The 18,442-nt window shown below is 70.8% G+C and carries 20 protein-coding genes; 9 read left to right on the top strand and 11 right to left on the bottom strand.

All coding sequences use genetic code 11. The annotated features are described in order from the left end of the window. Positions 1 to 173: 173 nt before the first annotated feature. The 5 genes from OIE40_RS10850 to OIE40_RS10830 all read left to right on the top strand — a co-directional run bounded on the left by OIE40_RS10850 (position 174) and on the right by OIE40_RS10830 (position 5,111). The gene (locus OIE40_RS10850) at positions 174 to 1,121 is read left to right on the top strand and encodes a carbohydrate ABC transporter permease (RefSeq protein ID WP_264702242.1); all 948 of its coding nucleotides are present in this window, start codon (positions 174 to 176) and stop codon (positions 1,119 to 1,121) included. Then, entirely contained in the window at positions 1,118 to 1,981 is an 864-nt protein-coding gene (locus OIE40_RS10845) for a carbohydrate ABC transporter permease (protein ID WP_264702241.1), read from the top strand. Before OIE40_RS10850 ends, OIE40_RS10845 begins: the two co-directional genes overlap by 4 nt. A gap of 1 nt (position 1,982) precedes the next feature. After that, a complete protein-coding gene (locus OIE40_RS10840; RefSeq protein WP_264702240.1) occupies positions 1,983 to 3,440 on the top strand; it encodes a glycoside hydrolase family 3 protein in 1,458 nt (485 codons plus the stop codon). After that, the gene (locus tag OIE40_RS10835; RefSeq protein ID WP_264702239.1) at positions 3,437 to 4,396 is read left to right on the top strand and encodes an ROK family protein; all 960 of its coding nucleotides are present in this window, start codon (positions 3,437 to 3,439) and stop codon (positions 4,394 to 4,396) included. Before OIE40_RS10840 ends, OIE40_RS10835 begins: the two co-directional genes overlap by 4 nt. A gap of 145 nt (positions 4,397 to 4,541) precedes the next feature. Then, positions 4,542 to 5,111, top strand: a complete 570-nt coding sequence (locus tag OIE40_RS10830; protein WP_264702238.1) for a hypothetical protein — start codon at positions 4,542 to 4,544, stop codon at positions 5,109 to 5,111. An 89-nt stretch (positions 5,112 to 5,200) separates the two neighbouring features. Here OIE40_RS10830 and dusB read toward each other — a convergent pair whose 3' ends face one another. Beyond that, positions 5,201 to 6,334 carry a tRNA dihydrouridine synthase DusB gene (dusB, locus tag OIE40_RS10825; RefSeq protein ID WP_264702353.1) on the bottom strand — a complete coding sequence of 378 codons (1,134 nt, stop codon included), beginning with the start codon at positions 6,332 to 6,334 and terminating at the stop codon, positions 5,201 to 5,203. Between the two features lie 131 nt (positions 6,335 to 6,465). Then, positions 6,466 to 7,746 carry an MFS transporter gene (locus tag OIE40_RS10820; RefSeq protein ID WP_264702237.1) on the bottom strand — a complete coding sequence of 427 codons (1,281 nt, stop codon included), beginning with the start codon at positions 7,744 to 7,746 and terminating at the stop codon, positions 6,466 to 6,468. Positions 7,747 to 8,004: 258 nt separating this feature from the next. Between OIE40_RS10820 and OIE40_RS10815 the strand changes: the two genes are divergently transcribed. Further along, positions 8,005 to 8,580, top strand: coding sequence for a protein-L-isoaspartate O-methyltransferase family protein (locus tag OIE40_RS10815; RefSeq protein WP_264702236.1), 576 nt, complete (start codon positions 8,005 to 8,007; stop codon positions 8,578 to 8,580). A 16-nt stretch (positions 8,581 to 8,596) separates the two neighbouring features. On the opposite strand, the gene OIE40_RS10810 is transcribed toward OIE40_RS10815, so the two are convergent. Together OIE40_RS10810 and OIE40_RS10805 are read right to left on the bottom strand one after the other, a co-directional pair. Further along, a complete protein-coding gene (locus OIE40_RS10810) occupies positions 8,597 to 9,529 on the bottom strand; it encodes a DUF4097 family beta strand repeat-containing protein (protein WP_264702235.1) in 933 nt (310 codons plus the stop codon). Between the two features lie 9 nt (positions 9,530 to 9,538). Beyond that, entirely contained in the window at positions 9,539 to 10,009 is a 471-nt protein-coding gene (locus tag OIE40_RS10805; RefSeq protein WP_264702234.1) for a YlcI/YnfO family protein, read from the bottom strand. 103 nt (positions 10,010 to 10,112) lie between these two features. On the opposite strand from OIE40_RS10805, the gene OIE40_RS10800 reads away from it, so the two are divergent. Next, complete coding sequence (locus tag OIE40_RS10800) at positions 10,113 to 10,604, top strand: hypothetical protein (RefSeq protein ID WP_264702233.1); 492 nt, start codon at positions 10,113 to 10,115, stop codon at positions 10,602 to 10,604. Between the two features lie 39 nt (positions 10,605 to 10,643). Here the strand turns inward: OIE40_RS10800 and OIE40_RS10795 are convergent, their stop codons facing one another. Beyond that, positions 10,644 to 12,023, bottom strand: coding sequence for a glycine--tRNA ligase (locus tag OIE40_RS10795; RefSeq protein ID WP_264702232.1), 1,380 nt, complete (start codon positions 12,021 to 12,023; stop codon positions 10,644 to 10,646). Positions 12,024 to 12,074: 51 nt separating this feature from the next. Beyond that, the gene (locus OIE40_RS10790) at positions 12,075 to 12,383 is read right to left on the bottom strand and encodes an antibiotic biosynthesis monooxygenase family protein (protein ID WP_264702231.1); all 309 of its coding nucleotides are present in this window, start codon (positions 12,381 to 12,383) and stop codon (positions 12,075 to 12,077) included. A gap of 69 nt (positions 12,384 to 12,452) precedes the next feature. Here OIE40_RS10790 and recO point away from each other — a divergent pair, with 69 nt between their 5' ends. Beyond that, complete coding sequence (gene recO, locus OIE40_RS10785; RefSeq protein ID WP_264702230.1) at positions 12,453 to 13,193, top strand: DNA repair protein RecO; 741 nt, start codon at positions 12,453 to 12,455, stop codon at positions 13,191 to 13,193. A 45-nt stretch (positions 13,194 to 13,238) separates the two neighbouring features. Here the strand turns inward: recO and OIE40_RS10780 are convergent, their stop codons facing one another. The 3 genes from OIE40_RS10780 to larC form a co-directional block, all read right to left on the bottom strand. Continuing rightward, on the bottom strand, positions 13,239 to 13,901 hold the full coding sequence (locus OIE40_RS10780; protein WP_264702229.1) for an SIMPL domain-containing protein: 663 nt from the start codon (positions 13,899 to 13,901) through the stop codon (positions 13,239 to 13,241). Positions 13,902 to 13,956: 55 nt separating this feature from the next. Continuing rightward, positions 13,957 to 14,238: a hypothetical protein gene (locus tag OIE40_RS10775; RefSeq protein ID WP_264702228.1), complete on the bottom strand. Its 282-nt coding sequence runs from the start codon at positions 14,236 to 14,238 to the stop codon at positions 13,957 to 13,959. 252 nt (positions 14,239 to 14,490) lie between these two features. After that, entirely contained in the window at positions 14,491 to 15,351 is an 861-nt protein-coding gene (gene larC / locus OIE40_RS10770) for a nickel pincer cofactor biosynthesis protein LarC (RefSeq protein WP_264702227.1), read from the bottom strand. A gap of 94 nt (positions 15,352 to 15,445) precedes the next feature. Here larC and OIE40_RS10765 point away from each other — a divergent pair, with 94 nt between their 5' ends. Then, positions 15,446 to 16,228 (top strand): isoprenyl transferase, encoded by a 783-nt coding sequence (locus OIE40_RS10765; RefSeq protein ID WP_264702226.1) that lies wholly within the window; start codon positions 15,446 to 15,448, stop codon positions 16,226 to 16,228. A gap of 72 nt (positions 16,229 to 16,300) precedes the next feature. Here OIE40_RS10765 and OIE40_RS10760 read toward each other — a convergent pair whose 3' ends face one another. Together OIE40_RS10760 and argG are read right to left on the bottom strand one after the other, a co-directional pair. Beyond that, complete coding sequence (locus tag OIE40_RS10760) at positions 16,301 to 16,738, bottom strand: Hsp20/alpha crystallin family protein (RefSeq protein ID WP_319805221.1); 438 nt, start codon at positions 16,736 to 16,738, stop codon at positions 16,301 to 16,303. Positions 16,739 to 17,009: 271 nt separating this feature from the next. After that, complete coding sequence (argG, locus tag OIE40_RS10755; protein WP_264702225.1) at positions 17,010 to 18,434, bottom strand: argininosuccinate synthase; 1,425 nt, start codon at positions 18,432 to 18,434, stop codon at positions 17,010 to 17,012. Positions 18,435 to 18,442 lie beyond the last annotated feature (8 nt).

Below are 18,442 nucleotides of genomic sequence, written 5' to 3'. Positions count from 1 at the left end.
GCAGCCGGTCGAGCCTGCCGGGATCGTGGCTGCACGATCCCGGGGGGCTCGCCCGGCGCGTCCCACCGGTCTCTGCGATGGCCCGAGGTCGTTGCGCACGCAGCGCAACGGTCCCGAGCGAGCGCAGGTACCCCCTTCGCACCCCGACCATGCAGGAATGAGAGGCTGCCGTCATGTCCGTGACCGCGCCCGACCGGCCCAGGCAGGCCGCACCGGCATCGACTCGCCAGCCAGGCCGCAGGAAGTTCTCATTCGGGCCCTACCTGCTGCTGGTCCCGGCGATCGTGGTGCTGCTGGTCGCCTTGGGCTACCCGCTGGTGTGGCAGTTCGTCACCTCGATGCAGCGGTACGGCCTGGCCCAGCAGTTCGGCAAGCCGCCGGAGTTCGTGGGCCTGGCCAACTACGTCGAGCTGTTCAGTGACCCGCAGACGTGGGCAGTGGTCGGCCGTTCGATCGCGTTCTGCCTGGTCAACGCCCTCCTGACGGTGCTGCTCGGCGTTCTGATCGCGCTGCTGATGAACGCCGTGGGCAAGGTCACCCGGCTGATCCTGCAGGTCGCGATGCTGCTGGCCTGGGCGATGCCGGTGATCGCGTCGATGACCATCTGGATCTGGGTGTTCGACTGGCGACGAGGAATCGTCAACTGGGCCTTGACGCAGCTCGGCCTCGACTTCACCAACCACAACTGGCTGGAGAACCCGCTCAGCTTCTACTTCGTCGCCACGCTCGTCGTGGTCTGGATGTCGGTGCCGTTCGTGGCCTTCTCTGTGTTCGCCGGCCTGACCCAGATCTCCGACGAGGTGATGGAGGCCGCGGCACTCGACGGCGCGACGGCGTCCCAGCGCTTCTTCTCGATCATCCTGCCGCTCATCCGGCCGGTGCTGATGATCGTGACGCTGCTGCAGGTGATCTGGGACCTGCGCGTCTTCGCCCAGATCAAGATGCTGCAGGACGCCGGGGCGCCGACCGCGTCCACCGACCTGCTCGGCACCTACATCTACCGGCTCGGCGTCGGCTCCTCGGACTTCGCGATGGCCTCGGCGCTGTCGATCTTCGTGCTGCTGCTGACGATCGCGCTGAGCTTCTTCTACGTGATGCACCTGATGAAGGAGGACCAGTGACTGCCGCCACCGTCCCCATTCGCCGCCGCATCCGGCCGGCCCGGGTGGTCAACACGGTCATCGCCCTGCTGGTGGCGCTGGCCTGGGTCTTCCCCGTGTACTGGATGCTGAACAGCTCGCTGCTGCCCAACACGGTGCTCACCTCGACCACCCCACGTTTCCTGCCCCTGGGCGGCTCGCTGGACAACTTCGCCGCGATCTTCCGTGAGGGGTCGTTCTGGCCGGCGCTGGGGATGAGCGTCGCCATCACCCTCACCACGGTGGTGGTGTGCCTGCTGTTCGCCTTCCTGGCCGCGCTGGCGATCAGCCGCTTCCGGTTCAGGGGCCGCACCGCGTTCGTGCTGGCGGTGCTGTTCATCCAGATGCTGCCCGCCGAGGGCCTGTTCATCGCCCAGTACAAGCTGATGGGTTCGCTGAACCTGCTCAACAGCGTGATCGGTGTCTCCATCCTGTACATCGCCGCCGTGGTGCCGTTCACGATCTGGATGTTGCGCGGCTTCGTCGCCGGCGTCCCCGTCGACCTCGAGGAGGCCGCGATGGTGGACGGGCTGAGCCGCACCCAGGCGTTCTTCCGGATCACGTTCCCGCTGCTCGCGCCCGGCCTGGTGGCGTCCGGGGTGTACGCCTTCCTGCAGGCCTGGAACGAGTTCACCGTCGCCCTGGTGATCCTGCAGGCGCAGGAGAGCCAGACCCTGCCGTTGTGGCTGCGGACCTTCGTCCAGGCCAGCGCCACCCGTGAGACCGACTGGGGCCAGGTGATGGCCGCCTCCACACTGGTCGCCGTGCCGGTGATCGTCTTCTTCCTGTTCGTCCAGGGCCGGCTCACCTCGGGCCTGGTCGCCGGATCGGTGAAGGGCTGAGGTGGACGCCGCACTGCGCCGGGCGGTCGGCACGACCCTGATGCCCGGCTTCGCCGGACCGGCGCTGCCCGACTGGTTGGCCGACGAACTCGGCCGGCGCCTGGGTGGGGTGTGCCTGTTCGGCACCAACGTCGAGACCCCGGAACAGGTGCGCGGGCTCACCGAGGCCATCCACGCCGCGAACCCGGACGCGGTCGTCTGCGTCGACGAGGAGGGCGGTGACGTCACCCGGCTGCATCACGCCGAGGGCTCCCCCTACCCGTCGATGGCGCTGCTCGGCCGGATCGATGACGAGCTCCTCACCGAACGGGTCGGACGCGGCATCGGCGCCGAACTGCGCGCGGCGGGGGTCGACCTCGACCTGGCGCCGGTGGCCGACGTCAACAGCAACCCCCGCAACCCGGTGATCGGGGTACGCAGCTTCGGCGCGGACGCCGCCCTGGTCGGCCGGCACGTCGCCGCCTACACCCGCGGCCTGCAGTCCGCCGGGGTGGGGGCGGTCGCCAAGCACTTCCCCGGCCACGGCGACACCGCCGCCGACTCGCACCTGGCACTGCCCACCATCGAGGTGGACGCCGCCGAGCTGGCCGCTCGTGACCTGCCGCCGTTCGAGGCCGCCGTCGCGGCAGGAACCCTGGCCGTGATGACCTCACACCTGATGGTCCCGGCACTGGATGCCGAACTGCCGGCAACCTTCAGCGGCCGCATCCTCGGCCTACTGCGCGAGCGTGGCTTCACCGGAGCCATCGTCAGCGACGCCCTCGACATGGCCGGCGCCAGCGGCGGCAGGGGCATCCCGGAGGCGGCCGTGCTGGCGCTGGCGGCGGGTGTCGACCTGCTGTGCATCGGCAGCGACAACTCCCCCGACGAGGTGGCCGCAATCCGCGAGCACGTCCTGGCGGCGGTCGCGGCCGGACGGCTCAGCGTCGAGCGGGTGCACGAGGCCGCGGGCCGCGTCCGGGCGTTGGCGCGGGAGGTCGGGCGGTTGCGTTCCGGCCCGGCCGGCCCCCTCGAGGAGCCGCCCCGGCCCGACCCGGAGTGGTTGTGGCACCGCCGGCCGTTCGGGCCCGTGGTGGCGCCGGTGCTGCTGCGGCTGGCGTCCCCGGCCAACATCGCCGCCGGTGAGGTGGTGTGGGGGCTGGGCGAGCACCTGCGGGCCGAACTGGACGCCGCGCTGCCCGGCGCCACCTGTGTCGACGTGCAGCACCCGACGCGGGCGGCGTCCGCGCTGGCACCGTACCCGGGGCGTCCGATCGTGGTGCAGGGTCGCGACCTGGCCCGCGTCGGGTCGCTGCGCGAGGGCGTCCGACAGGTGCGTGCGCAGCGCCCGGACGCGATCGTGGTCGACCTCGGCTGGCCCGAGTTCGCCGGTCCGCCGCGACTGGACGTGGCGACCTTCGGTGCCGGCCGGGCTTCCGCGTTGGCGCTGATCGCGCTGCTCGCGGAGGGGTCGCGGTGACCGCGACGGACCTGCCCGCCCCCAGCCTCGGGCTGGACATCGGCGGCAGCAAGGTGCACGGCCTGGTGCTGGACGGCCACTCCCGGGTGCTCGCCCAACGGGTCCGGCCGACCGAGCACGGGGACGCCGGGGTGCTCACCAGCGCGGTGAGCGTCGCCCGGGAGTGCCTGGCCCTGGCCGGGTTGGACGCCGTTGCGCTGTCGGGTGTCGGCGTGGGCATTCCCGGCCGGATCGACCACCGCGGCGGGGTCGTCCATACCGCGGTGAACCTGGGCGTGGACCGCCTCGAACTGGGACCGCTGCTCAGTGACGCGCTGGGCGGGGTCGGGGTCGCCGTCGACAACGACGTCAAGGTCACCGCGCTGGGGGCGGCCGACCACCTGGGCAGGCCGGACGCCGACCTGACCTACCTGAACTTCGGCACCGGCGTCTCCGCCGCCACTCTGGCCGGCGGCCGGCTCGTCCGCGGGGGCGGCAACCTGGCCGGCGAGATCGGTCACTTCCCGATCGATCTCACGGCGGGCCGGTGCGGTTGCGGGCAGTACGGGTGCATCGAGGTGTTCGCCGGCGGTGGACAGATCACCCGCCGGTTGGCCGGCCTCGCCGTGCCGGTGACGTTAGCGGGCCTGCTGCAGGCCGCCGATTCAGGCGACGCGGACGCCGTGGCCGAGGCCGCCCGGATCGCGACCGGGATCGCGGCCGCGGTCCATCTGGTGGTGCTGGCGCACGGCTCGACGGCGGTGGTGCTGGGCGGCGGCGTGATCCGGACAGCGCCGGGGCTGGTCGACCTGGTCCGCAAGCGGTTGGACGAGCAGGCGGCGCTGTCGGAGTTCGTGGCGTCGCTCGACCTGGCGGGCCGGATCACCGTGCTGCCGGCCGAGCATCCGCTCGCTGCGATCGGTGCGGCCCTGGTCGGACGAGGAGTCCCCCCACGTCCGATGATCGCCGTCGCCTGACCGAGCACCGGCACCCCGGCACCACCGGCATCCCGGCACCCCGGCACCCCGGCATCACCGGCATCCCGGCGCACGCCGGGATCTCGGCCGTCCGCATTGGCGGCTCCTGCCATGATGGAGCCAGTCAGTTTCCCGAAAGGTAGTCATGAGCCAGGGCCAGAACCCCCAGCAGAACCCGTACCAGTCCGGCTACGGACAGCAGGGCCAGCCCCAGTACGGCTACCCGCAACAGGGCTACCCGCAACAGGGCTACCCGCAACAGGGCTACCCGCAGCAGGGCTACCCGCAGCAGGGCTACCCGCAGCAGGGCTACCAACCGGGCTGGGGTGCGGTGCAGCCCGGCGCCGGAATGCAGAAGGCACGCTCTCCCCTGCTGGGCATGGTCGCACTCGGTGGTGTGGTGATCTGCGCGATCGTGCTCAGTTGGCTGACGTGGCGGATGGGCGTCGCGATCGGACCGTTGGCCGTCCAGTCCGGGGGCGATCTCGATCAGCAGGAAGCCACCGAATACCTGGTCCAGCAAATGGGCGCGAGCGGGCTGGCGATGCTCAACCTGTCCTCGTGGGGCGGACTGGTGTTCTGGATCCTCGGCATCGTGGCCACCGCCACCAAGCGTGGCCGCGCCTACGGAGTGTGGTCGATCATCCTCGGCGTGCTCGCCCCGGTGATCGCCGTCGTGGTGCTGGTGGCCGCCCTGATGCCCTACCTGAGCTGACCCATCACGCAGCAGCCGTTGCCGAGGCTGGCCTTCGAGGCGGTCCGGGAGCACGCCTGGCCCGCACCCTCCGCTCGCCGAAGGGGAGGTCAGCCGCCCGAGACGTCCGATTCGGCGTCGGCGATGTCGGTGTCGCCCAGGCAGTCCGAGTCGAGCCAGCCGAAGGGCAGCACCACCTTGTCCCGGGCCGAACCCTGCCGGCCGCGGGGCGAGCCGAGTTCGGCGTCCGGGAAGGGCAGGCTGGGGTCGAGTCCGTCGAGCAGGACGCGCAACTCGGCCAGCGACGACACCATCGCCAGGCTGCGCCGCACGTCGCCACCGACCGGGAACCCCTTGAAGTACCAGGCCATGTGCTTGCGCAGGTCACGCAGGCCGTGGGTCTCGCCCTCGAGTTCGGCGAGCAGTTCGGCATGCCGGTACACCATGGCGGCCACCTCGCCGAGGTTCGGCAGCGGCGGGGCCGGTTCGCCGGCGAAGGCAGCCGCGAGGTCGCGGAACAGCCACGGCCTGCCCAGGCAGCCGCGTCCGATCACCACCCCGGCGCAGCCGGTCGCCTCGATCATCGCCAGTGCGTCGGCCGCCTCCCAGATGTCGCCGTTGCCGAGTACCGGAATGTCGACGGCGTCCACCAGTTCGGCGATCCGTGACCAGTCGGCCTGCCCGCCGTAGGACTGCTTGACCGTGCGGGCGTGCAGGGCTATCGCTGCGCAGCCGGTCTCCTGGGCGATACGGCCGGCGTCCAGGAAGGTCTCGTGGTCGGTGTCGATACCGATCCGCGTCTTCATCGTGACGGGGACACCGTACGGCTCGGCGGCCTGGACGGTGGCGGTGAGGATGGCGGCCAGCCGGTCGCGTTTCCACGGCAGCGCTCCCCCGCCTCCGCGGCGGGTCACCTTCGGTACCGGGCAGCCGAAGTTCAGGTCGACGTGGCCGACGCCGAACTCCTCGCACAAAATGGTGGTGGCCCTCGCCATCACCCCGGCGTCCACCCCGTACAGCTGCACCGAGCGGACGGCTTCGCCCGGGTCGAAGGTCAGCATCGAGAAGGTCCGCGGAATCCGCTCGACGATGCCCCGCGAGGTGATCATCTCGCACACGTACAGCCCGGCGCCCTGCTCACGGCACAGCTGCCGGTAGGCGGAGTTGGTGATGCCGGCCATCGGGGCCAGGACCACCGGCGGGTCGACCGGGACGCGTCCCAGCCGCAACGGCGGCACCTGCAGTTTCAGCACCGGGCAAGCCTAACCTGCGAGCTGCTGGACGCCCGGACGCACTACCCGGGGGTCCGACGGGCACTCCGAGCAGACCGCGCGATCAATCCCCCGAGGGACTCCACTCACCTGAGGGACTCCACTCACCCGCTCAGGTTCTGCGAGAGCCGGTATCGGACGAATGCCGGCAGTGCCACCGCGGCGATGATCACCCCGACGATCACCAACACGCCACCGCCGGCCGTCGCCGCCGCTGTGCCGACGCCCTCGGCCGCCCACCCGTGCAGGGTGTCCGCGATCCGGGGGCCGCCGGCGACCACCACGATGAACACGCCCTGCAGGCGGCCCCGGACGGCGTCGTCCGCCGCCGACAACAGCATCGATTGCCGGAAGGCGGCCGAGAACATGTCCGTCGCCCCACCGAAGGCCAGCCCGGCGATGACGACCACCAGCATCACGGTGGGCAGGGACGGCGCGAACCAAACCGCCACCCCGGCGACCGTGATGCCCACACCCCAGCCGATCACCGCCCAGACCACCGCCAGGCCCTGCCGGTCGACCCGGGAGACCCAACCCGACAGCACCCCGCCCAGCACGGCCCCGGCGGGCATCGCGGCGAACAGCAGCGCGAACACCAGTCCGCCCTCGACCGGACCGCCGAAGCTCTCGTGGGCGATCTGCGGGAACAGCGCCCGCGGCATCCCGAACACCATCGCAATGCCGTCGACCAAGAACGACGTGAGCAGGATCGGGTGGCCGAGCAGATAGCCCAGTCCGTCCAGGACCGATCGCAACCCCGGCGTCCCGCTGCGCTCGAGCACCGGAAGCTTGGGCAGGTGGATGACCGCCCACAGCGTCGCCAGCAGACACACCGTGTCGATCAGGTACAGCACCGGGAAACCGAACACCGGGATCAGCGCACCGCCCACCAGGGGCCCGGCGATCGCCCCGGCGCTCATCACCGTCATGTTCAGCGAACTCGCGGCGGGCAGTTGGTCGATCGGCAACAACGCGGGCAGCACGGCCGTTCGGGTCGGCTGGTTGACGGCGAAGCAGGCCTGCTGGACGGCGTACACGACCAGCAGCAACCACACGTTGCCCACGTCGAAATGGGCCAGCGCCCAGAACATGGCGCTGGTTGCGATCAGCCCGGCGGTGGTCAGCAGCAGCAGGCTGCGGCGGTCGAAGTGGTCCGCCAGCGCGCCGCCCCACAATCCGAACACCAGCAAGGGCACCAGGCCGAACACCCCCGTCAGGCCGACCATCGCCGAGGAGTTGGTGAGTGCGTAGATCTGCGCCGGGACAGCCACCACGGTCAACTGGGCGCCGACGACGGTGACGATGTTGGCGATCCACAGCCGCCGGAAAGCGGGCGCCTGCAAGGGCCGCGTGTCGGCCAGGAAACCCCGTAGTCGTTGCCGCATCGGACCAGCCAATCACCCGCGGGCCGAGGTGTGGTCGACGGTCTCGCGGGGTGACCCGCTCGGACGCCGTTGCGGACGTCATCCCGGGCTTGCCCGGGGATCTCCGGTGCCGGTGTGAGATCCCGGCGTTCGCCGGGATGACGAAGGACGAGCCGGGATGACGAAGGACGAGCCGGGATGACGAAGGACGAGCCGGGATTACGGGAGGCGGGTGTCGTGGTCTTGCGCCGGGGCGGGGGTCGGGGTGATGGTGAGGCGATGAACGGGCGGGATCGACGGGTCGCTCGGGCGATGCGCAGCATCGGCCGGGCCGCCTTCCTGCCGCCGTCGGTGCGTTCCCGGGCCGACGTGGACGCGCCGCTGCCGATCGGCCACGGCGCCACCAACTCGCAACCCTGGACGGTCCGGTTCATGCTCGAACTACTGGCCGTGCCGCCCGGCGCCCGCGTGCTCGACGTCGGCAGCGGCTCGGGCTGGACGACGGCGCTGCTGGCCGAGCTGACCGGTCCGTCCGGATCGGTCGCCGGCGTCGAGGTGGTGCGCCAACTCGTCGACCTGGGCACCCGCAACCTCGACGCCTTCGCCCTGCCCTGGGCCGAAATCGTGCCGGCCGCCCCCGGCACGCTAGGCCTGCCCGAGCGTGCCCCCTTCGACCGCATTCTGGTCTCAGCGGACGCCGGCGCGATCCCCGCCGAACTGGAGGCTCAGCTGGCCGTCGGCGGCCGGATGGTGCTGCCGGCCGCCGGGGTGATGTGGACCGTCGAGCGGGACGCCGCCGGCCTGCACCGCACCCCCGACGCCGAGCATCGCTTCGCGTTCGTGCCGCTGGCGTGACCCGGGCGGCCGAGGCTCACGCGAGCGTGATGTCGCCGGTCCCGGTGCGGGCCACCACCTCGACGTGCTCCTGACCCTCGACCGGTTCGCCCCGGCCGGCGATGCGGCTGACGACCTCGCCGAGCGGGCTGCTCAGGTCCTGCCACACGGGCACCTCGGGAGGAACGGTGATCGAGATGTCGCCCGCTCCGGTACGCACGTTGAGCTGGCCGGCCAACACCCCGATCCGGACGTCGCCGGCGCCGGTCGTGACCTCCGAGCGCCCGCGGCAGCCGTCCAGGTTCACGTCGCCGCCGCCGGTGTGCAGCGTCACGTCCCCCTCGGTCGACTGCACCCTGATGTCGCCGCCGCCGGTACTGATCCGGCCCGGACCGAAGGTCCGCACCGATACGTCGCCGCCTCCGGTGCTGATGCTGCCCTCCCCCAGTGACTTGAGCCTGATGTCGCCGCCGCCGGTGTCCAGACGCCCCTCCACAGCCCGGACCGCGCTGACGTCGCCGCCCCCGGTGCGAACCTGCACGGTGCCGGCCTCGTCGAAGCGGACGTCGCCGCCGCCGGTGCGCACGCGAAGCGTTCCGCTGCGGCCCTCCACGGTGACGTTGCCGCCGCCCACCTGCAGTTCGAGGTCGGCGTCGGGGGGCACCAGCACGTCGATCCGGCTGCGAACGGTGTTGCCCGCCCCGATGCTGAGGCTGCCCAACTGGAGCGCGAAGCCGCGTCCCTCCGGATTGAGCAGCGCAGGGATCACGACGCGGACGTCGCGACCGTCGGTGCGGGTCTCGACGCCCTGGAAGTCCACGGCCACGTCGGTGCTCACCGTGACCTCGACCTGGCCGGGTCCGCCGGAGTGCCGGAGGTGGATGTCGCCCTGGTGGGCCTGCAGGAACAGCCTGGGCAGCTCGTCGACGGCGAACTCCCAGGTCTGGCTGGTGCTGGTGGTGGTGTTCATGGTCTCTCCTCAGGCCCAGCCGGTGATCCGGCGGGAGGTCGCGTGATGGTCGGTACGGGTGGGCTGGACGGCGCGGCGGACGGCCTGCACGATCCAGGTGTTGAGCGACTGGTCTGCCCGCTGGGCCAGATTCTCGGCCTGCCGCTTGAGCTGCTCGGGCAGCCGGACGGTGACGCGGGCGGTGCCGTCGTCGTCGGCGGACGCGGGCTCGACCAGTGTCGGGGGCAGGTCCGCGATGGGCTGCTCCTGCACGTGCAGGACGGGCTCGCGTCCGTCCATCCGGACGGTCACGACCGCGCCGGACAGGTCGCTGGTGAGTTGCGCCGCGGCGTCCGCCAACAGCTGCGTCATGGCCAGTCGCAGGGCGGGCTCGACGGCGACTGCGACCCGGGCCGTGGTGGAGCGGGTGGCGTCGTCGGCAAGGGCCGTCGCCTTGTCGAGGTCGGCGGCTACGGCCGCCAGATACGGATTGAGGTCCATGACGCCATCATGGCACCACTATGACGTCATGCACAAGTACAATGACGTCATAGTGCCTCCGCAGTGACGTCAGGTTCGCTCGGGGCATGGCTAGGCTGCGTCCATGAGCTTCGCGGTGCACTTCCTACCGGCCGGCACGAGCACGCTGCCCGACGATCCCGGCCAGGGCGACCAGGACCAGGACCCGGACGAGCTGGCCGCCGAGGAGGTGGGGCTGTGGGACCGGGTCCAACCGGCGCTGCTGGAGGTGCTGCCGGCCGACGAGTACGTCCTCGACGCGACGCCGTTCGCGCGACAGGTGGCGCACCGGCCCTCCGGCCTGCTGGTCAGCTGGCAGCACGACGACTACCAGGCGTCCCTGCCGTTCTGGTCGACCAACGCCGACTCGGGCGCCTTCGACACGCTGGTGAGGGTGACCCTGTCGATCGAGGAGACCACGGGGCTGGTCGGGCTCGACGAGATCACCGGCGGACGCTTTCTCGACCACCACGCAGAGTTGGCGAGCAGCTTCGCCGCCGTCGCCGAGGGGTTCGAGGAGGCGATGGAGCAGCAGACCCTGCTCGGACGCCTGCGCAGCATGTTCCACCGGGGCTGAGCGCGGCCCGCCCGGGCGACGGGCCGCACCGGCCGAGGTTCAGCAGCCGATCAGCCGCTGCGCCAGGTACCCCTGGACCTGGTCGAGCGACACCCGCTCCTGGGTCATCGAGTCGCGTTCGCGCACCGTGACGGCCTGATCGTCCAGGGTGTCGAAGTCGACCGTGACGCAGTACGGGGTGCCGATCTCGTCCTGGCGGCGGTAGCGGCGTCCGATCGCCTGGGCGTCGTCGAACTCGACGTTCCAGTTCCGGCGCAGGTTCGCGGCCAGGTCGCGGGCCACCGGCGAGAGCCGCTCGTTGCGCGACAGCGGCAGCACCGCCACCTTCACCGGGGACAGCCGCGGGTCGAGCTTGAGCACCACCCGGGTGTCGACGCCGCCCTTGGTGTTGGGTGCGGTGTCCTCGGTGTACGCCTCGACCATGAACGCCATCAGCGACCGGGTCAAGCCGGCGGCCGGCTCGATCACGTAGGGGATGTAGCGCTCGCCCTTTGCCTGGTCGAAGTAGGACAGGTCGGTGCCCGAATGCTCGGAGTGGGTGCTCAGGTCGAAGTCGGTCCGGTTGGCGATGCCCTCCAGCTCACCCCAGCCGTCGCCGCCGGCGAAGCCGAAGTTGTACTCGATGTCGACGGTCCGCTTCGAGTAGTGCGACAGCTTCTCCTTCGGGTGCTCGAAGTGCCGCAGGTTGGCCGCGTCGATGCCCAGCTCGGTGTACCAGTCTGTACGCGCATCGATCCAGTGCTGGTGCCACTCCTCGTCGGTGCCCGGCTCGACGAAGAACTCCATCTCCATCTGCTCGAACTCGCGGGTGCGGAAGATGAAGTTGCCCGGGGTGATCTCGTTACGGAAGCTCTTGCCCACCTGTCCGATGCCGAACGGCACCTTCACCCGGGCCGAGTTCTCGACGTTCTTGAAGTTGATGAAGATGCCCTGCGCGGTCTCGGGGCGCAGGTAGTGCAGCCCGGACTCGTCCTCGATGACGCCCAGGTAGGTCTTCAGCATCATGTTGAAGTCGCGCGGCTCGGTGAACCGGCCCAGGGTGCCGCACTCGGGGCAGTTGATCTCCTCGAGTCCCGACGGCGCGCGGCCCTTCTTGTGCTCGAAGTTCTCCTCGAGCTGGTCGGCGCGGAACCGCTTGTGGCAGCTCAGGCACTCGGTGAGCGGGTCGGAGAACACCCCGACGTGACCGGAGGCCACCCACACCTGGCGGGGCAGGATGATCGAGGAGTCGATGCCGACCACGTCGTCGCGGCCCTGCACGACCGCCTTCCACCACTGCCGCTTGATGTTCTCCTTCAGCTCCACGCCGTAGGGGCCGTAGTCCCAGGCGGCGCGGGTCCCGCCGTAGATCTCACCGCACGGGTAGACGAATCCCCGGCGCTTGCAGAGGCTGATCACGTTGTCGAGCCGACTGGCCACGAAAACTCCTTGTGAGTCGATGCGTGCCCGGCTGGCACGCAAGGGACAACGTTACCGGGTCCGTGGCAGGTTCTCGCCCACGGCGTCCGGGTCGTCGTAGGCGCCGGGCTCGTCGATGGCCTCCGAGAGCAGCGGCACCAGGATGACCTTGGCCTGGAACCCGTTGAAGCTGCGCCGGTAGGCGCCGACGCCCGCCCAGCGGGTGACCAGGCACCACAGGTCGGGCTCGTCGAGGTTGCGGACCAGTTCGGCCCCGGCGTTGCCCGCACAGCCGGCCAGGAACGCCACCGCCTCGTGCGCCCTGGCCAGAAAGTCACCCTCGGCGTCGACGGGCACCCGGAAGCGGTTGATGGCGAGCATGCGGAGAGCCTAGTGAGGCGCGCCGCCTCGTTGACGCGTCGTGGGAAGCGATGGGGCGACAATGGTCGGGTGCCCACCTATCGTGACGAGGCGGTCGTGCTGCGCACCCACAAGCTGGGTGAGGCCGACCGCATCATCACGCTGCTGTCGCGCCGCCACGGCAAGATCCGGGCGGTGGCCAAGGGGGTTCGGCGCACCACCTCGAAGTTCGGCGGGCGCCTCGAACCGTTCAGCCACATCGACGCCCAGTTCGCGACCGGGCGCACCCTGGATGTCGTCACCCAGGCCGTCACCCTGCACTCCTACCCCGAACCCCTGGGCGGTGACTACCCCGCCTACACCAGTGGCCAGGTGATCCTGGAGACCGCCGACCGCCTGGTGGCCGAGGAGGGTGACCCGTCGCTGCAGCAGTACCTGCTGCTGGTCGGCGCGCTCAACGCGCTCACCGCCGGGACCACCGACGGAGCGCGGCCGGCGACGATGATCATGGACTCCTACCTGCTGCGGGCAGTCGCCGTCGCGGGTTGGGCGCCGAGCCTGCGCGACTGTGCCCGCTGCGGGCTGGCGGGCCCGCACGAGGCGTTCAACCCGCAATCGGGCGGCATGGTCTGCCGGCGTTGCCGGCCCCCGGCGTCCGCCCTGCCGTCGCCGCAGGTGATCGGCTACCTGTCGGCGCTGCTCACCGGTGACTGGCCGGCGACCCGCGACGTCGACGAGCGGACCCAGCGCACGGCGTCCGGCCTGGTCAGCGCATTCGCAAGCTGGCACCTCGAGCGGGGTCTGCGTTCGCTGGTGCACGTCGACCGGTGAGCCCTGGTCGGGCGTAGCCATGCGTCCGGGCCGGCCACCGTTTCCTCAGCCGACGGTGCGGAAACGTGCCTGGACCACCCCGCCGACGGTCAGGTCCTCGGGCTGGATGTCGATGCCGGACAGTGCGTCCTCGCCGCCGGCACCGCGCATCATCGCCATCCGGGGCGCGGGGGCGGCGAAGCTCTCCGTGGGCCGCTCGCCGAGCATGCCCGGGTCGGCCAGTTGCACGAACTCGACCTGCGACTCCCCCGCCGCGCTCGCCATCGCCAAGGCACGGTCCTTGGCCTGCTCGACGGCGCGAGTGAGGCAGGTGTTCTCGACCTCGCGTCGGGTGTCCTCTGTGAGCCGCCACTCCACCCGGCGCAGCTCGAGCCCCTCCGTCGCGCCGAACTGGGCGGCCAGGTCGGCCAGCGCCACGAAATCGGTGAAGTCGGCATGCATGGCCGCCGAGGCGCGGTAGATCGGCGCCTGCTGGCGTCCCTTGTTGATCGGACGCCACGACGACGTCCCGATCGGCCGGACCACCACCGCGGTCACCGCGTCGGACTCCTGCAGGCGCTTGAACTCGGTGCTGAGCAACTGGACCACCTCGGTCGCCTGGCGAAGCACCTGCGCCTTGTCGCCCCCCTCGGTGGACGCCGCGACATGCAGTCGGCCGATCTCGGGGGGCACCGTCTCCTCATGGGTCCCCTGGACGCTGATCTCCACTGATCCTCCTCCCGGTCTTTGGCGTCGAGGATATCGGCGGGGACAACGCTCCGGGTCAGCCGACGGCCGCCCCGAACTGGTCACCGGCGTGCGGCTCGAGCGCGGCGAAACCCGTCACCGGGCCGGTGCCGCCAAGCCCGCTGATCACCATTCCCCTGCCGTCGTTCTCGCCCGGGACGCCGACCAGTCCCTCGGCCAGCGATGCCCCCATCCGGTCACCGGCCTCGGCCTGGCCCGGCGCCCCGGCGCTGTGCTGGGTCCAGCCAAGGCCTCCAGTCAGGGCGGACACCTGGCCGGCGTCCTTCAGCGTGCCGACGTCCTCGCCGGGCACTCCCACGAGGTCCCGTGATTGACGTTCGCGGCGTCGGGCGAGCCGATCCACAGTCGCAGCCGACACGCCGACCATGGGGGCCACCAGCAGCCCGAGCCCTCGCTGCAGCACGCTTCGACGTCACGTTCGTACGTTGTCGATCGGCACCATGTCACTCCTGCGTGTCGGGCGCCGCCCAGACCGCTGAGGGAACCACGACGGGGGCGCGGCGTGTGTACCTGCTTGCTTCACAGTTGAACTAGAACCGGATGTCCAGGGTCAGGAGGTCGACACCCTCACGACGTTGGGCCGCTCCGGCACGTCGCGGCCGCCCGCCCCGACGCCGATGCGACGCACCTGGAACGGGGGGTCGGGCAGGCAACTGGTCGCGAAGCTGCGAAGCAGGGCGGTACCGGTGGGGGTGGCCAACTCGCCGAGCCCGTGGCGTCCGACGACGGGGGCCGGACCCTCGGTGAAGCGGCCGTCCCCGCCCTCCACGCTGCCCAGCGGCATGTAACGATCGACCGGCACCCGCTGCCGATCCCCCGCTGGTTCGGGGTCGGTCGGAGGTTCGGGTCGCGGCGCCGGCTCGGGCGGATTGCGCACCGGCCAGCCGTCGGCCAACAGCGCCACCACCGGCATGGGCACCGGGAGGTCGCCGCGCGAGGTGCGGATCCTCCCCGAGCCGAGCGCCAGCGGGGACGCCGTCACCCGGGTCACGCCCAGCGTCCGCATCGCTTCGCAGTCGCCCACCACGTCGGCCAGCACGTCGAGGGCGGCAACCTCGTGCAGCGCAACCTCATCGGGCGGGACGTCGTGGGCCACCGAGTAGGCCGACATCAGCCTCTCCAGCGTGCGCAGGGCGTTGGCCGTGGTGTCCGGATGCAGGTCCGCGCGCGTGACAACGTCCCGTAGTTGCGGCCAGGTCTGGCGTCCGGCCCCGCGGGTGATGATGTCGACGTGCAGCTGGGTGGCCGGCAGTCCCGCGCGAACCACCGCCTCGCGATAGGTGGCCACGTCGTCGCCGGCCACGGCACGGATGGCTCGCTGCACCGCTGACAGGTCGGCACCGGCGTCCACCAGAGCCCCCATCAGCATGTCTCCGGCCACCCCGGCTGTCACGTCAAGCCACACCTGCATGACGCCATCCTGTCGCACTCTGCGCGGCCGGGTCGGCGGGCCCGGGGGCCGTGGGTGCGGCGGGCCGTCCGGCACACCCGAGTAGTCTGCGGTCGTGCCGAAGCAGCCCCGTTCGCCGATCCCGCACCCCAGCGGCGCCCGCCCGCCGGCTATCCCCCCCAAGGCGATGCCCGAGCACGTCGCGATCGTGATGGACGGCAACGGGCGCTGGGCCAAGGCCCGCAACCTGCCCCGCACCCAGGGACACGCCCGTGGTGAGGATTCGCTGTTCGACGTGATCGAGGGCGCCATCGAGGTCGGCCTCAAGTACTTGTCGGCGTACGCGTTCTCGACCGAGAACTGGCGCCGCTCGCCCGACGAGGTGCGCTGGCTGATGGGGTTCAACCGCGACGTCATCCATCGTCGGCGCGACCAGCTGGACGACCTGGGGGTTCGGATCCGGTGGGCGGGGCGGCGCCCGAGGCTGTGGCGCTCGGTGATCCGCGAACTCGAGGAGGCCGAGGAGCAGAGCAGGCACAACACCACCCTGACCCTGCAGTTCTGCGTCAACTACGGCGGCCGCGCCGAGATCGTGGACGCCGCCCGCGCGATCGCGAAGGCCGCCCAGGCCGGACGTCTCGACCCCGACCACCTGACCGAGAAGTCGTTCCGGAAGTTCCTCGACGAACCCGAGATCCCCGACGTGGACCTGTTCGTCCGCTCGTCGGGCGAGCAGCGGACGTCCAACTTCCTGGTGTGGCAGTCGGCCTACGCCGAGATGGTCTTCCTCGACCGGCTGTGGCCCGACTTCGACCGGCGCGATCTGTGGCGCGCGATCGAGCTGTACGCCGACCGTGACCGCCGCTACGGCGGCGCGGTGCCCAACGAGCTGCAGTAGGTGGAGCGGAAAAGAACCGTCCCCCCGGTCCGTTTCCGGACCGGGGGGACGGTTCTCGCGGTGCTGCCGAGGTCAGTTCTCCTCGACGGAGCCCTCGATCTCGTTGCTGTCACCGGAATGCGCGACCGTGATCTTGCGCGGCTTGGCCTCCTCGGCGACCGGAATGGTCAGGGTCAGGACGCCATCGCGGTAGTCGGCCGCGATGCGGTCGAGCGCCACGCCGTAGCCCAGGGTGAGCTGGCGAGCGAAGGTACCCACCGGGCGCTCCCGGGTGAGCCAGCGCTGCTCGCCCTCGACCTTGTCGGCCAGGCGCTCGGCCCGGACGGTCAGGGTGCGCTCGTCGACGTCGACGTCGATGGAGGCCGGGTCGACACCCGGCAGGTCGAGGCGGGCGACGAAGTTGTCACCGGCCTTGTACAGGTCCATCGCCATCGCGGCGCTGGCGGGAATGCGGGCCGTGCCGGCGAACCAGCGGTCGAGCTCACGGATCGGATCAAGCGTGCGTGCCATGGTCAATCTCCTTCTTGGGTCGTTGGGACCAGGTCTGTTGACCAGTGCAACGAGCGCCGACCGCCCGGTATTCCAGGGTTGAGCGAACTTCGCTCAACCCTGCGCACGAGGTGTTTCCGGGGAGGTCCCGGCGTACGCCGGGATGACGCGGGGGTGCAAGGCCGACCGTCATCTCGGGCTTGCCCCGGGACCTCGTTGCAAGGCGTCCGGAGAGACCCCGGCGTACGCCGGGATGACGAGTGGCCGGGAGGACGTGGAGCGGGGGGCCGGCTCAGTCCGCGCCGAACTCCATGCCGGCGTTGTCGACCGCCTGCTCGACGCCGGCGTCCACCACGGTCGCCTCGATCTCGGTGATGCCGCGGGCCTCGCCCGGCTGCAGCTCGCCGACCAGGTCGGAGACCGCACCGCCGACCAGGCCCAGGTGGGCGTACTGCTCGAGCCGGGTCCGCGAGTCGGCGATGTCCAGGTTGCGCATGGTGAGCTGCCCGATCCGGTCGATGGGCCCGAAGGCGGCGTCCCCCACCCGCTCCATCGACAGCTTCTCGGGGTGGTAGGACAGCGAGGGGCCCTGGGTGTCGATGATCGAGTAGTCGTCGCCGCGGCGCAGCCTCAGCGTCACCGACCCGGTGACCGCCGAACCCACCCAACGCTGCAGGGACTCGCGCAGCATCAGCGACTGCGGGTCGAGCCAGCGACCCTCGTACATCAGCCGGCCCAGCTTGCGGCCCTCGTTGTGGTAGTTGGCGACGGTGTCCTCGTTGTGGATGGCGTTCAGCAGCCGCTCGTAGGCGATGTGCAGCAGGGCCATGCCGGGCGCCTCGTAGATGCCGCGACTCTTGGCCTCGATGATCCGGTTCTCGATCTGGTCGGACATGCCCAGCCCGTGCCGTCCGCCGATGGCGTTGGCCTCGCGCACCAGCGCCACCGCGTCGGAGAAGGACTCGCCGTTGATCGCCACGGGTCGGCCCTGCTCGAAGGTGACCGAGACGTCCTCGGTGGCGATCTCGACCGCCGGATCCCAGAACCGGACGCCCATGATCGGCTCGACGATCTCGATGCCCGCGCTCAGCGATTCCAGATCCTTCGCCTCGTGCGTGGCGCCCCAGATGTTGGCGTCGGTGGAGTACGCCTTCTCCTTGCTGTCACGGTAGGGCAGTTCGCGCTGGGTCAGCCATTGGCTCATCTCGGTGCGACCGCCGAGTTCGGTGACGAAGTCGTGATCGAGCCACGGCTTGTAGATCCGCAGCCGCGGGTTGGCCAGCAACCCGTAGCGGTAGAACCGCTCGATGTCGTTGCCCTTGTAGGTGGAGCCGTCGCCCCAGATCCACACGTCGTCGTCGCGCATCGCGCGCACCAGCATGGTGCCGGTCACGGCCCGTCCGATCGGCGTGGTGTTGAAGTAGGTGCGGCCGGCCGAGCGAATGTGGAAGGCGCCGCAGACCAGGGCCACCAGCCCCTCCTCGACCATGGCGGCGGTGCAGTCGACCATTCGGAAGATCTCGGCGCCGTACTCGGCGGCGCGGCCCGGCACCGAGTCGATGTCCGGTTCGTCGTACTGGCCGAGGTTCGCCGTGTAGGTGCAGGGGATGGACCCCTTCTCACGCATCCAGGCCACGGCCACCGAGGTGTCCAGCCCTCCGGAGAATGCGAGTCCCACCCGCTCGCCGATGGGCAGTTCCGTCAAGACCTTGGGCATGAATCCGA

Source organism: Micropruina sonneratiae, assembly GCF_025972045.1.
Taxonomy (GTDB): Bacteria; Actinomycetota; Actinomycetes; order Propionibacteriales; family Propionibacteriaceae; genus Micropruina; species Micropruina sonneratiae.
Note: the sequence above shows the minus strand (reverse complement) of the source record. Positions and strands in the feature narration are given on the sequence as shown.

Bases quoted from the DNA above. Each gene is read 5' to 3' on its own strand.
- larC (WP_264702227.1), bottom strand. From the start codon at position 15,351: ATGCAGGTGTGGCTTGACGTGACAGCCGGGGTGGCCGGAGACATGCTG.
- argG (WP_264702225.1), bottom strand. From the start codon at position 18,434: ATGCCCAAGGTCTTGACGGAACTGCCCATCGGCGAGCGGGTGGGACTC.
- OIE40_RS10805 (WP_264702234.1), bottom strand. From the start codon at position 10,009: ATGGACCTCAATCCGTATCTGGCGGCCGTAGCCGCCGACCTCGACAAG.
- OIE40_RS10815 (WP_264702236.1), top strand. From the start codon at position 8,005: ATGAACGGGCGGGATCGACGGGTCGCTCGGGCGATGCGCAGCATCGGC.
- OIE40_RS10810 (WP_264702235.1), bottom strand. From the start codon at position 9,529: ATGAACACCACCACCAGCACCAGCCAGACCTGGGAGTTCGCCGTCGAC.
- OIE40_RS10820 (WP_264702237.1), bottom strand. From the start codon at position 7,746: ATGCGGCAACGACTACGGGGTTTCCTGGCCGACACGCGGCCCTTGCAG.
- OIE40_RS10760 (WP_319805221.1), bottom strand. From the start codon at position 16,738: ATGGCACGCACGCTTGATCCGATCCGTGAGCTCGACCGCTGGTTCGCC.
- OIE40_RS10800 (WP_264702233.1), top strand. From the start codon at position 10,113: ATGAGCTTCGCGGTGCACTTCCTACCGGCCGGCACGAGCACGCTGCCC.
- OIE40_RS10830 (WP_264702238.1), top strand. From the start codon at position 4,542: ATGAGCCAGGGCCAGAACCCCCAGCAGAACCCGTACCAGTCCGGCTAC.
- OIE40_RS10850 (WP_264702242.1), top strand. From the start codon at position 174: ATGTCCGTGACCGCGCCCGACCGGCCCAGGCAGGCCGCACCGGCATCG.
- OIE40_RS10790 (WP_264702231.1), bottom strand. From the start codon at position 12,383: ATGCTCGCCATCAACCGCTTCCGGGTGCCCGTCGACGCCGAGGGTGAC.